Source organism: Salinarimonas sp. (genome assembly GCF_040111675.1).
In the GTDB taxonomy this organism is placed as follows: Bacteria; Pseudomonadota; Alphaproteobacteria; order Rhizobiales; family Beijerinckiaceae; genus Salinarimonas.
The window spans coordinates 3,992,950-4,004,504 of the sequence record NZ_CP157794.1 but is presented as its reverse complement, the minus strand read 5'-3'; the positions used below and the strand labels follow the sequence as shown (position 1 = coordinate 4,004,504).

Here is an 11,555-nt window from a genome sequence, read left to right as displayed (position 1 = left end):
GCACGGCTCGCTACACGAGACCTCACGCACGGAGGTCTCGTCATGTTCAAGCGCCCGCTCGCCCTCGCAGCCGCCACCCTCTACGTCACGACGATGATCGGCCTCGTCGGCGGCATCGGCGTGATGGCGTCGAGCGCGCCGACCCAGCCGGAGGGCTCGGGCCACGAGGTCGGCTTCGCGCTGATCATGCTCCTGAACAAGTGAGGGCATCTCGTGCGAACGCACGTGAAGATGCGCCGGGGCTGGTCCGCCCGGAACCTCGAAGCCGGCATTCACGGCTGATGGTCGGGCCTACTCGCCGGCATCCTCGCGGGCGGCCGGACGCGCGCCCTCTCGCTCCGCCTGGCGCTTCTCGCGCCTGAGCGTCCAGACTTCGCGGACCGCGAAGCCGATCACGGCGACGAGGAGAAGAAACTCGCCCAAAACGATGAGGGCGCTCTGCATGGCGTGCCTCGTGGTGGCGATGGATGATCGGTCTCCTGCAGAGCTAGGGCGGCACGGCTGCCGGGAAAGAGGGCGGCGCGCGGGCCGTGCGGGAGAGCGGACCTCACGGCTTGGCAGCCGGGCGCCGCGTGCGCATGCTGCGCCCCGAAGGGCGGTGCTCGCCCGGGCAGGGAGATGGAGCCGATGAAGATCGCCAAGGTCGTCGCCAGCGTGCATCGCGTGCGCGGCACGCTGCCGGTCTCGGGCAAGCCGATCCCGGACGCGGTGCGGGTCGTCTGCGAGATCGAGACCGACGACGGCCTCGCCGGTATCGGGATGACCGGCCGCTTCCTCGCGCACGGCACGGCGGCCGTCGTGAACCATCACCTCGGTCCCGCGGTGGTCGGGCTCGACCCGCGTGACGTCGAGGCCGTCGACGCGCGTCTCGCGGCGCTCGCCTCCGAGCGCGGGCGCATGAGCGGCATCAATCTCGCGGCCAGGTCCTGCATCGATCTCGCCTGCTGGGATCTGGCCGGGAAGGCGGCAGGGCGCACCGTCGCGCAGCTTCTCGGGGGGCACTCCGACGCCGCCGACGTCTACGTCACCTTCGGCTTTCCCGGCTACGATCGCGACGAGCTCGTCGAGACGGCCCGGATGCTCGTCGGGCAGGGCCATGCGAGGCTCAAGCTGCTCGTCGGCACGAGCCACGGCCTGACCGCGGACATCGACCGGGTGCGCCGGGTGCGCGAGGCGGTCGGGGACGCGGTCATGCTCGCCATCGACGCCAACGAAGGCATCGGCCTCGACGCGGCCCTCCTCCTGGCCCGCGCCCTGGAGGATGCCGGGATCGCCTGGTTCGAGGACCCGCTCCACGACAACGACGCCCGCGACCTCGCCATGCTGCGCCGCAAGACGGCGATCCCGCTCTCCGCGGGCCAGATGGACGGGCACTCCTCGCGCTTTCGCGAATGGATCGAGCACGACGCCCTCGACGTGTTCATGCCGAACAGCATGTTCAACGGCGGCATGACCGAGACGCGCCGGGTCGCCGCGCTCGCCCACGTCTACAATCGTCCGCTCTCGGATGCGGGCGGCGGCGGGATCTTCAGCCTGCATCACGTCGCGGCCTTCGCCAACGGAACCTTCGCGGAGGTCCATCTCGGGGCCGACCAGGTCGAGCACACGCTCTTCACGCACGTGCCCGTCCCGCAGGACGGGCGGACGACGCTGCCGTCGGCGCCCGGATGGGGCGTCGAGCCGGATCGGGACGCGCTGCGCGAGACGCGCGTGGAGGCGGCTTGACGGCGCCCGACGGGTGATCGTGGCCTTGCGTGCTGCCGGCTCGCGTGCTGCCCTGCATCGACGCCGCTCCTCGGGGGCGGAGACGAGAGCGAGGCCATGCGCGACAAGCCGACCATCCACCACATCCCCGTCTGCCCCTTCTCCCAGCGGGTGGAGATCCTGCTCGCGCTCAAGGGGCTCGCGCACGCCGTCGACTTCCGCGTCGTGGACATCACGAAGCCGCGCGATCCCGCTCTGCTCGAGAAGACGCGGGGCACGACGGCCCTGCCGGTTCTCGAGACCGAGGACGGGCGCATCGTCAAGGAGAGCCTCGTCATCCTGCGTTACATCGAGGATCGCTTTCCGGAGCCGCGCATCGCCCGGACGGACCCCTACGACCGCGCCGTGGAAGCGATGCTGATCGCGCTGGAGGGCGGGCTGACGACGGCCGGCTACGGCTTCGTCATGAACCAGGATCTCGCCCGGCGCGACGCCTTCGCGTCGGGCATGGACGCGCAATACGCCAAGCTCGACGACTTCCTGAATTGGCAGGCGCCCGATCGCACCTTCCTGTTCGAGGATTTCGGCCTGGCCGAGGCGGTCTTCGCGCCGCTCTTCGCCCGTTTCTGGTTCCTCGACCATTACGAGGGCTACGACATCCCGGAGACGCTCCAGCGGGTGCGCCGCTGGCGCGACGCCTGCCTGGCGCACGAGGCGGCGCAGCAGGTCTCGCGCGAGGAAATCGTGAAGCTCTACTACGACTACGCGCTCGGCGCCGGCAACGGCGCGCTGCTCCCCGGCCGCACGCGCTCGAGCTTCGCCTTCGAGCCGCACTGGCGCGAGCGCCCCTGGCCGCCACGCGAGAAGTACGCTCCGCCGGCCTCGGACGCGGCGCTCGGGCTCGTTCCAGCGGGGCCGTCGGGATCGTGAGACGAGCGCGCCCGGAACCATCGAGCCTGCGCCCTGTTGCTCTCCAATCGGTTCTGCGCACGGAACGGGAGAGCAGCATGAGCGTCGCCAAGGTCACGGAGATCTCCGCCACATCGCCCACCAGCTTCGACGATGCAGTCAAGCAGGGCATCGAGCGCGCATCGAAGAGCCTGCGCAACATCACGGGCGCCTGGGTCAAGGATCAGAACGTGATGGTGGAGAACGGAAGGGTATCCGCCTACAAGGTGAACCTCGCGGTGACCTTCATCCTCGAAGACTGATCTCGACGAGCGTCGGGCTCTGAGCGCCCGCGACGCCTCTACGGCTCCTCGACCTCCAGCACGAAGCTCGGCGGCGTGATCGTGTTGGCGATCTGCCCGGCGATGTCCGCGCCGAGGCTCGGATCGGCGGGGTCGAGCAGGCCGCATTTCGCCAGCGCCTTGCGGGGGTCGACGTCGCGGCCGAGATATTCGAGCAGCACCTTGGAGGCGCCGGGGCGCCGGCCGCGCCGCGTCGGCCCGCCGGTCTGGACGCCGAGCAGGCGTTCGACCCGGGTCCGGTAGCTCGGATAGAGCGTCACCTGGGTGATGGAGCTCTGCTGCAGGGACTCGTGCTCGACGACGTAGATCCGGTCGGAGAGGAAGAAGACCGCGCCCTCGTACTTGTTCACGCCGACGTTTCGGCCCGTCTCCAGGTCGCGCAGGATCTCGACGTTCTTCCAGTAATACCGTCCGTCGTGCTTGGCGATCGTGGCGAAGGAGCGGATGATCTTGCCCGCATTGCCGAACGAGTAGAAATACCGGAAGTACGATCCGACGTACTTGTCCAGGTTCTGGCTCGCCCGGTAGAGCTTCTCGACACGCCGCAACGGCTCCGTCATGGTCTCGTCCGTGAGCGGACGCCGCCGCACGGCGACGAGCTGCTCGAACTGCACCGTCTCCAGCAGCATTTCCGCTTCCGTGACCCCGAAGAAGTCACAGATCCGGCGCAGGTTGCTGCGCGAGGGCCGAGACTGGCCGCCCAGATACTTGTTGAACTGTTGTCGGTTGAAATCGAGCTTCCGGCACACGTCCGCGATGGAGGGGTGGTAGCTGCACAGGAGCGCGAGGTTGGCGCGGAAGGGATCATCCATCGCCGGAGAGCATACCGAAGCCGAAGTCGTGTCAAGTCGCGAAGGCCTGCGAAATTGCCAAGTCCGGCCCGCCTCCCGAGGCTCGGCGCACATCGTCAACCGCGGGCGCCCGCCGCCCCACGCCGCCGAGACTTCATGAAGCACGTCGCGTCCTTCCCTCGCCAGGTCGAGGAAATCCGCCACATCGAGATCCCCATGCCGGACGGCTGCCGCCTCGCGGCCCGCATCTGGATGCCGGCGGACGCGCGCACGAACCCCGTGCCCGCGATCCTCGAGTACCTGCCCTATCGCAAGAACGATCTCACCACCGAGCGCGACGCCTCGATGCAGCCCTATCTCGCGGGGCACGGCTACGCGGTGGTGCGGCTCGACCTGCGCGGCAGCGGCGATTCGGAAGGGCTGATGGCCGACGAGTACCTGCCGCAGGAGCTTCAGGACGGCTGCGACGCCATCGCCTGGATCGCCGCGCAGGACTGGTGCGACGGGCAGGTCGGCATGATCGGGATCTCCTGGGGCGGCTTCAACGGCCTGCAGATCGCCGCGCTGCGTCCGCCGGCCCTGAAGGCGATCGTGACGCTCTGCTCGACCGACGACCGCTACGCCGACGACATCCACTACATGGGTGGCTGCCTGCTCGGCGAGCAGCTCTCCTGGGCCTCGATCATGTTCGGCCGCAACACGCTGCCGCCGGATCCGGAGAACGTCGGGTCCCGCTGGCGTGAGATGTGGCGCGAGCGGCTCGACGGCTCGGGCCTGTGGCTGAAGAACTGGCTCGAGCACCAGACCCGGGACGCGTTCTGGAAGCACGGCTCGGTCTGCGAGGACTGGGACGCGATCCGCATCCCCGTCTACGCCGTGTCCGGCTGGGCCGACGGCTATTGCCGCAGCGTCTTCCGGCTGATGCAGAACCTGCGCGGACCGAAGAAGGGCCTCGTCGGCCCCTGGGCCCACCGCTACCCGCATCTCGGCGCGCCGGGACCGGCCATCGGCTTCCTGCAGGAGGAGCTGCGCTGGTGGGACCATTGGCTCAAGGGCCGCGACACCGGAATCATGGACGAGCCGATGCTGCGCCTGTTCATGCAGGACAGCGTGCCGCCGCAGGGGACCTACGACGCGCGCCCCGGCCGCTGGGTGGCCGAGCCCTCCTGGCCCTCGCCGAACGTGACGCGCACGCCGTTCCACATGGGCGCCGACGGCAGTCTCGGGCCCGAGGCCGAGCGCCCGCACGGCGCGCTCGTCCATCGCTCGCCCCTCGACGTCGGCTCGGCCTCGGGCAAGTGGTGCGGCTACGCCGCGCCGGGCGACGCGCCGACGGACCAGCGCCGCGACGACGCCGGCAGCCTGTGCTTCGAGACGCCGCCCCTCGCGGAGCCGCTCGAGATCGCCGGCGACGCCAACCTCGTCCTCGAGCTCTCCGTGGACAAGCCGGTGGCGCAGGTCGCCGCGCGCCTCGTCGACGTCGACCGCGACGGCCGGGCGACGCGCGTCTCCTTCGGCGTCCTGAACCTCACGCACCGCGACGGGCACGAGCATCCGCAGCCGCTCGTTCCAGGCGCGCGCTATCGGGTCGTCGTGCCGATGAAGCACGTCGCCCAGCGCTTCGCCGCGGGCCACCGCGTGCGGCTCGCCGTGTCGACGAGCTACTTCCCGATGATCTGGCCCGCACCGGAGCCGGTGACCCTGACGCTCCACACCGAGGACAGCGCGCTCGAGCTGCCGCTGCGGAGCCCCGCGCCCGAGGACGCGGCGCTCGCGCCCTTCGCGCCGCCCGAGGCCGCGCCTCCGCCGCCGAAGACGACGCACCAGGAGCCCGAGATCGGCTGGACCGTCTGCGAGGACGCCGCGACCGGCGCGATCACGGTGCGCGTCGCGGACGGCGGCGGGGTCTTCACGCTCCACGACAACGACCTGACGGTGCGCAAGCAGGGCTACGAGACCTATTCCGTGATCCCCGACGATCTCGGCTCCGTCGTCGGCCGAACGCAGTGGGAGTACGGCCTCTCGCGCGGCGACTGGTCGATGCTCAGCCGCACCGAGACGCGGCTCACCGCCGACCTCACGCATTTCCGCATCGAGGCGCAGGTCAAGGTCTACGAGGGCGAGACGCTCGTGCACGAGCAGATCTGGGACGAGCGCATTCCGCGCCGGCTCGTCTGAGCGACGCGAGCAGACGCGGGTGGCGCGTCTTCTCGCGAAGGGTCACGAAATTGCGGTGCGGCCGTGAAGCCGGCTCAATCGACGACAAAACATCAAGGGGGAACGAGAGATGACCAAGCTCACCACGACGCGCCGCGGCTTCCTGGCCTCGTCGGTCGCGCTCGGCGCGCTGGGAACGCTGCCCGGCCTCGGCGGCGCGGGCGCCTTCGCCCAGACCGGCTCCGTCCTGAGGCTGCGCCTCGACGGCGACAACGACGTGCTCGACCCCGGCTACATGACCGGCGGCACCGAGATCGAGGCGCAGAAGCAGTGCCTGCCCTTCCTCGCCGAGTACAGCCGCGAGGGCGGCAGCTTCGGCTGGAAGCCGACCTACTTCGTCGAGACGCTGGTGCAGCGCGACCCGACGCACATCGACTTCACCCTCGCCGAAGGCCTGACCTGGTCGGGCGGCTACGGCCCCGTCACCGCGGCCGACGTCAAGTTCTCCTACGAGCGCATGAAGGAGAGCGACTGGTCGGGCTATTTCGAGGCCATGGAGCGCGTCGACGTCACCGGCGAGCGCAGCGGCACGATCGTGCTCTCGAAGCCCTTCGCGCCGTTCGTGATGATCACGCTCTGCCACGGGCCCGGCGCGATCCTCTCGGAGAAGGCGGTGACGGAGGCGGGCGGACGCTTCACCACGCGCTTCCCTGCCGTGTGCGGCCCCTACACCTACGAGACGATCCCGGGGCAGCGCGCCGTGTTCACGGCGAACCCGGACTGGACCGGCCCGAAGCCGGCCTTCGATCGCATCGAGGCGAACGTGATCACCGAGGTGAAGGCGGCCGAGCTCGCCTTCGAGGCGGGCGAGCTCGACTGCACGGAGGTCTCCGCCGACACGCTCGCGCGCTACAGGGCCGACATGCCGGCCGGCGCCGAGATCACGGTCGCGGGCGAGCTGCAATACATGTGGATGGGGATGAACACCGCGCATCCCAAGCTGCAGGACGTCCGCGTCCGCCGCGCGATCCAGCATGCGGTCGACGTCGAGTCGATCCTCATCGGCGCCTATTCGGGCACGACGACGAAGTCGAACGGCATCATCTGCCCGGGCCTGCTCGGCCAGCGCGAGGCGACGAAGTTCTACGACTACGATCCGGACGAGGCCCGCGCGCTGCTCGCCGAGGCCGGCGCGTCCGGGCTGTCTCTCACGCTGCGCACCCTCAACACGCAGGAACGGCTCCTCGCCGCGCAGATCATCCAGGCCAATCTCGGCGCGGTCGGGATCGCCGTGACGGTTCTGCCCCTCGACAGCGGCCCGTTCTGGGAGATGGGCCAGGAGAGCAAGGGCGACACCTGGAAGGACCTCGAGCTCTGGCTCATGCGCTTCGGCACCACGCCCGACCCCTACGAGGCCACCTCCTGGTTCGTGTCGAGCCAGGTCGGCAAGTGGAACTGGGAGCGCTGGACGAGCGAGGAATACGATCGCCTCTACGAGGAGGGCATCGCCGAGACCGATCCGGACACGCGCCGCGCCATCTACCTGCGCATGCAGGACATCATGGAGGAGACCGGCGCCTACGTCTGGATCAACCACGAGCCGGAGGCCTTCGTGCACACGACCGCGATCGACGTGGTGGCGGCGCCGTCGGGCGAGCTGAACTACCGCCGCTTCGGCAAGGCCTGATCCGGGCCGGCGCGGAGAGATGCTCGTCTACCTGACGAAGCGCCTGGGGCTGTCGGCGGCGGTCGTCGCCGCCGTCGTCCTGGTGCTGTTCTCGCTCCTGCACCTGATCCCCGGCGATCCGGCGACGATCGCGCTCGGGCCGCGCGCGACGCCCGAGGCGATCGCGCGCTACGCCGAGAAGATGCACCTCGACGAGCCGATCTGGGTGCAGTTCGCGATCTATGTCGGCAACGCCGTCCAGGGCGATCTCGGGCTCGACGTGTTCTCGGACCGCGCCGTCTCGGCCGTCATCGCGGAGCGGATCGGCTTCACGCTCGCCCTCGTCGTCACGGCCATGGGCTGGGCGATGCTCCTCGGCATCCCGCTCGGCTGCCTCGCCGCGGTGCGGCCGAACTCCTGGTCGGATCGCATCGCGGGCGTCCTCTCGGTGGGGACGATCGCGATCCCCTCCTTCCTCGTGTCGATCTGGGCGCTCCTCGTCTTCGCGGTGGAGCTGCGCTGGCTCCCCGCCATCGGCGCGGGCGAGCCGGGAGACCCGATCGACCAGCTCGCGCACCTCGTCCTGCCGGCCTTCGCGGTCGGGCTGAGCTGGGTCGGCTACCTCGCGCGGATGGTGCGCGCCTCCATGCTCGAGGTGATGAACGAGCCGTTCGTGCGCTCGGCCCGCGCCTTCGGGCTCGCCCCGGGTACGGTGGTGTTCGGCTATGCGCTGCGGGTCGCGATCCTGCCCACGATCACGCTCATCGGTATGGGCTTCGGCGGGCTGATCTCCTCGACCGTCTTCGCCGAGATCATCTTCGCCCGCCCGGGCCTCGGCAAGCTGATCTTCGACGCCGTGATGGCGCGCAACTTCCCCGTCGTGCAGGGCGCCGTCCTCGTCGCGACCGGGCTCTACGTCGTCGTCGTCCTCCTCTCCGACATCCTCGTCGCCTGGCTCGATCCCCGTGTCCGTGAAAGCCTCTGATCCCACGGGCGGCCTCGTCGTCGCCGATCCCGCCGGAACGCCGGAGCCCGTCGGCCCCGGCGAGATCCGCGAATCCGCCGCCCGCGAGCGCCGCGAGGCCCTGCGCGCCTTTCTCGGCAACTGGCAGGGCGTCACCGGGCTCGTGCTCGTGACGCTGTTCTTCGCCGGGGCGCTCTTCGCGCCGTGGCTCGCGCCCTACGACCCGAACGCGCTGGACATCCCCGCCCGGCTTTCGGGCCCGAGCCTCGAGCACCTCGCCGGCACGGACCAACTCGGCCGCGACACCTTCTCGCGCCTGCTCTACGGCGGGCGGGTGGCCTTGAAGATCGCCGCGATCGGCGTCTCGACGGCGCTCGCGGCGGGGCTGGTGCTGGGCATGCTCGCCGGCTTCGGCCCGCGCTGGCTCGACAACCTGCTGCTCCTCGCCTTCGACACGGTGCGCGCCTTCCCCACCATCGTGCTCGCGCTGGCCACCGTCGCGCTGACGGGCCCGAGCCTCGAGCTCGTGCTCGCCATCGTCATCGTCACCTCGATCCCGCAATACGCCCGCGTGGCGCGCACGGCGACGCTGAGCCTGCGCAACACCGAGTTCATCCTGGCGGAGCGCTCGCTCGGCGCGGGGCTCGGCCGGATCCTGCGCCATCACGTCATGCCGAACGTCATCGGCCCGCTCCTCATCCTCGCCGCGATGGACGTGCCCGTCGTCGTGACCGTCGAGGCGGGCCTCAGCTTCCTCGGGCTCGGCGTGCTGCCGCCGACGGCGAGCTGGGGGACGATCCTCAACGAGGGCTACTGGGCTACCTCGTCATCCGCGACACGCCGTGGATGGTGGTCGCCGGCGGCGTGCCGCTGATCCTCACGACCCTCGGCTTCACCTTCCTGGGCGAGGCGCTGCGCGACGTCTTCGACCCGCGCATGGGCAGGGGGCGATGAGGGTGGAGACGCTCCTCGACATCAGCGGCCTCTCGGTCGACTTCCGCACGGCGCGCGGGCGCGTGCAGGCCCTGCGGGACGTGAGCTTCCCCGTCCGGAAGGGACGCGTCGTCGGCATCGTCGGCGAGAGCGGCTCGGGCAAGAGCACCGTGCTCTGGTCCATCCTCGGCCTCCTCGCCGGAAACGCCGAGGTGCGCGCCGGCGCGATCCGCTTCGGCGCGCGCGATCTCCTCTCGCTCGGCGAGCCGGCCCTGCGCGCGGCGCGCGGCGAGGAGATCTCCGTCGTCTTCCAGGACCCGATGACCTCGCAGATCCCGGTGCTCAGCTACGCCCGGCAGATGCGCGACGTGCTCTACCGCCGCCGCGACCTCTCGGCCGCCGACAAGCGGCGGGCGGCCGTGAAGATGATGCAGCGCGTCGGCATCCCCGACCCGCAGGCGCGCGTCGACCAGTACCCGCACCACTTCTCCGGCGGCATGCGCCAGCGCGCCGGCATCGCCATGGCGCTCCTGACCGGGCCGAAGCTCCTCCTCGCCGACGAGCCGACCACCGCGCTCGACGTCACGATGGAAGCCCAGATCATCCATCTCCTGCAGGAGCTCCAGCGCGAGCTCGACACGACGGTCGTCGTCGTCTCGCACAATCTCGGCCTCATCGCCGAGCTGTGCGACGACGTCGTCGTCATGTATGCCGGCGAGGTGGTGGAGGCGGGCGACGTGCGCAGCGTGTTCCACGACGCGCGCCACCCCTATACCCGCGCGCTGCTGGAATGCGACCCGGCGCGGATCGCGACGCGCACCCGCAGGCTCCCCGTCATTCCCGGCGACATCCCGGACCTGACGAAGCCGCCGCCGGGCTGCGTCTTCGTCGACCGCTGCCCGCGCGCGATGCCGCCGTGCCGCGACACGCCCCCGCCGCGCGCGGCCGGCCCGGGCGGCGTCGCGCGCTGCCATCTGCTCGAGGGACCGCACGCCGATCCGTCCTGGCCGCCGCGGGAGACCGTCGCGCTGGCGCCGGAGCCGCCGCCGTCCGCCGCGCCGGCCGCCGCCGAAGGCGCCGATGCCGGGACCCCGCCGCTGCTCGCGGTCTCGAACCTCCATGTTCGCTTCCGCACCCTCGGCGCGATCCGGGCGCGCTTGAAGGGCGTCGCAGACCCGTTCGTCGACGCGGTGCTCGACGTCGACCTCGCGGTGGCGCGCGGCGAGACCGTGGGGCTCGTCGGCGAGTCGGGCTCGGGCAAGACGACGCTCGGGCGCACGATCCTCAACCTCGTGCCGGCGCAGGGCGGCTCGGTGCGCTTCGAGGGCCGCGAGATCCGAGGGCTGCCGGAGAGCCGGTTCAAGCCGCTGCGCCGCGACATGGCGATGATGTTCCAGGATCCCGTGGGCTCCCTGAGCCCGCGCAAGTCGGTGCGCGCGCTGATCACCGAGCCGTTCGAGATCCACGGCCTCGCCGGCCGCGACCTCGACCGCGAGGCCGAGCGCCTCGCCGATCTCGTGCGCCTGCCGCGGCCGCTCCTCGCGCGCTATCCCCACGAGCTCTCCGGCGGCCAGGCGCGCCGTGTCGGCGTCGCCCGCGCGCTCGCGCTCGAGCCGAAGCTCGTCGTCGCCGACGAGCCCACGGCGGGCCTCGACGTCTCGGTCCAGGGCGAGATCCTGAACCTGATGGCGGACCTGCAGGCGCAGAAGGGGCTCGGCTACCTGATCATCACCCACAACCTTCCCGTCGTGCGCCACATCGCCGACCGGCTCGCCATCATGTATCTCGGGCGCATCGTCGAGGAGGGCCCGACCGAGGCCGTGTTCCGGGCGCCGTTGCACCCCTATACGAAGGCGCTCGTCGAGGGCGTGCCGCAGCCCGACCCGGACCGCCGGCGCACGCACGTCTCGATCTCGGGAGAGGTGCCGAGCCTGCTCGAACGCCCCGCAGGGTGCGATTTCGCCGGGCGCTGCCCGTTCGCCCAGCCGCGCTGCCGCGCGGAGAAGCCGCCCGTCGTGGCCGCCGGCGGCGGGCGCCGGCACGCCTGCTTCCATCCGCTGGACCACGCCTGACGGTCCTGCGGCGCGACA

The 11,555-nt window shown here is 70.9% G+C and carries 11 protein-coding genes; 9 read left to right on the top strand and 2 right to left on the bottom strand.

Going from position 1 to position 11,555, the window contains the following annotated elements:
- Positions 1 to 42: 42 nt before the first annotated feature.
- A complete protein-coding gene (locus tag ABL310_RS18690) occupies positions 43 to 204 on the top strand; it encodes a hypothetical protein (RefSeq protein WP_349368506.1) in 162 nt (53 codons plus the stop codon).
- An 87-nt stretch (positions 205 to 291) separates the two neighbouring features.
- Here ABL310_RS18690 and ABL310_RS18685 read toward each other — a convergent pair whose 3' ends face one another.
- Positions 292 to 444 carry a hypothetical protein gene (locus ABL310_RS18685; RefSeq protein WP_349368505.1) on the bottom strand — a complete coding sequence of 51 codons (153 nt, stop codon included), beginning with the start codon at positions 442 to 444 and terminating at the stop codon, positions 292 to 294.
- 183 nt (positions 445 to 627) lie between these two features.
- Here ABL310_RS18685 and ABL310_RS18680 point away from each other — a divergent pair, with 183 nt between their 5' ends.
- The 3 genes from ABL310_RS18680 (at position 628) to ABL310_RS18670 (ending at position 2,915) form a co-directional block, all read left to right on the top strand.
- On the top strand, positions 628 to 1,725 hold the full coding sequence (locus ABL310_RS18680) for a mandelate racemase/muconate lactonizing enzyme family protein (protein WP_349368504.1): 1,098 nt from the start codon (positions 628 to 630) through the stop codon (positions 1,723 to 1,725).
- A gap of 96 nt (positions 1,726 to 1,821) precedes the next feature.
- Positions 1,822 to 2,634 (top strand): glutathione S-transferase family protein, encoded by an 813-nt coding sequence (locus ABL310_RS18675; protein WP_349368503.1) that lies wholly within the window; start codon positions 1,822 to 1,824, stop codon positions 2,632 to 2,634.
- A 77-nt stretch (positions 2,635 to 2,711) separates the two neighbouring features.
- The gene (locus ABL310_RS18670; protein WP_349368502.1) at positions 2,712 to 2,915 is read left to right on the top strand and encodes a dodecin family protein; all 204 of its coding nucleotides are present in this window, start codon (positions 2,712 to 2,714) and stop codon (positions 2,913 to 2,915) included.
- 38 nt (positions 2,916 to 2,953) lie between these two features.
- Here the strand turns inward: ABL310_RS18670 and ABL310_RS18665 are convergent, their stop codons facing one another.
- Positions 2,954 to 3,766 (bottom strand): helix-turn-helix transcriptional regulator, encoded by an 813-nt coding sequence (locus ABL310_RS18665; protein ID WP_349368501.1) that lies wholly within the window; start codon positions 3,764 to 3,766, stop codon positions 2,954 to 2,956.
- A 135-nt stretch (positions 3,767 to 3,901) separates the two neighbouring features.
- Here ABL310_RS18665 and ABL310_RS18660 point away from each other — a divergent pair, with 135 nt between their 5' ends.
- The 5 genes from ABL310_RS18660 to ABL310_RS18640 all read left to right on the top strand — a co-directional run bounded on the left by ABL310_RS18660 (position 3,902) and on the right by ABL310_RS18640 (position 11,537).
- Positions 3,902 to 5,923 (top strand): CocE/NonD family hydrolase, encoded by a 2,022-nt coding sequence (locus tag ABL310_RS18660; RefSeq protein WP_349368500.1) that lies wholly within the window; start codon positions 3,902 to 3,904, stop codon positions 5,921 to 5,923.
- 109 nt (positions 5,924 to 6,032) lie between these two features.
- Entirely contained in the window at positions 6,033 to 7,589 is a 1,557-nt protein-coding gene (locus ABL310_RS18655; RefSeq protein ID WP_349368499.1) for an ABC transporter substrate-binding protein, read from the top strand.
- Positions 7,590 to 7,608: 19 nt separating this feature from the next.
- Positions 7,609 to 8,553 (top strand): ABC transporter permease, encoded by a 945-nt coding sequence (locus tag ABL310_RS18650; protein ID WP_349368498.1) that lies wholly within the window; start codon positions 7,609 to 7,611, stop codon positions 8,551 to 8,553.
- A complete protein-coding gene (locus tag ABL310_RS18645; protein WP_349368497.1) occupies positions 8,540 to 9,406 on the top strand; it encodes an ABC transporter permease in 867 nt (288 codons plus the stop codon). The genes ABL310_RS18650 and ABL310_RS18645 overlap by 14 nt, the downstream gene beginning before the upstream one ends.
- An 82-nt stretch (positions 9,407 to 9,488) precedes the next feature.
- The gene (locus ABL310_RS18640; protein WP_349368496.1) at positions 9,489 to 11,537 is read left to right on the top strand and encodes an ABC transporter ATP-binding protein; all 2,049 of its coding nucleotides are present in this window, start codon (positions 9,489 to 9,491) and stop codon (positions 11,535 to 11,537) included.
- Positions 11,538 to 11,555: the final 18 nt, after the last annotated feature.

Coding starts and splice junctions, on each gene's coding strand:
- ABL310_RS18665 (WP_349368501.1), bottom strand. CDS start 3,766: ATGGATGATCCCTTCCGCGCCAACCTCGCGCTCCTGTGCAGCTACCAC.
- ABL310_RS18680 (WP_349368504.1), top strand. CDS start 628: ATGAAGATCGCCAAGGTCGTCGCCAGCGTGCATCGCGTGCGCGGCACG.
- ABL310_RS18690 (WP_349368506.1), top strand. CDS start 43: ATGTTCAAGCGCCCGCTCGCCCTCGCAGCCGCCACCCTCTACGTCACG.
- ABL310_RS18670 (WP_349368502.1), top strand. CDS start 2,712: ATGAGCGTCGCCAAGGTCACGGAGATCTCCGCCACATCGCCCACCAGC.
- ABL310_RS18675 (WP_349368503.1), top strand. CDS start 1,822: ATGCGCGACAAGCCGACCATCCACCACATCCCCGTCTGCCCCTTCTCC.
- ABL310_RS18655 (WP_349368499.1), top strand. CDS start 6,033: ATGACCAAGCTCACCACGACGCGCCGCGGCTTCCTGGCCTCGTCGGTC.
- ABL310_RS18685 (WP_349368505.1), bottom strand. CDS start 444: ATGCAGAGCGCCCTCATCGTTTTGGGCGAGTTTCTTCTCCTCGTCGCC.
- ABL310_RS18650 (WP_349368498.1), top strand. CDS start 7,609: ATGCTCGTCTACCTGACGAAGCGCCTGGGGCTGTCGGCGGCGGTCGTC.
- ABL310_RS18660 (WP_349368500.1), top strand. CDS start 3,902: ATGAAGCACGTCGCGTCCTTCCCTCGCCAGGTCGAGGAAATCCGCCAC.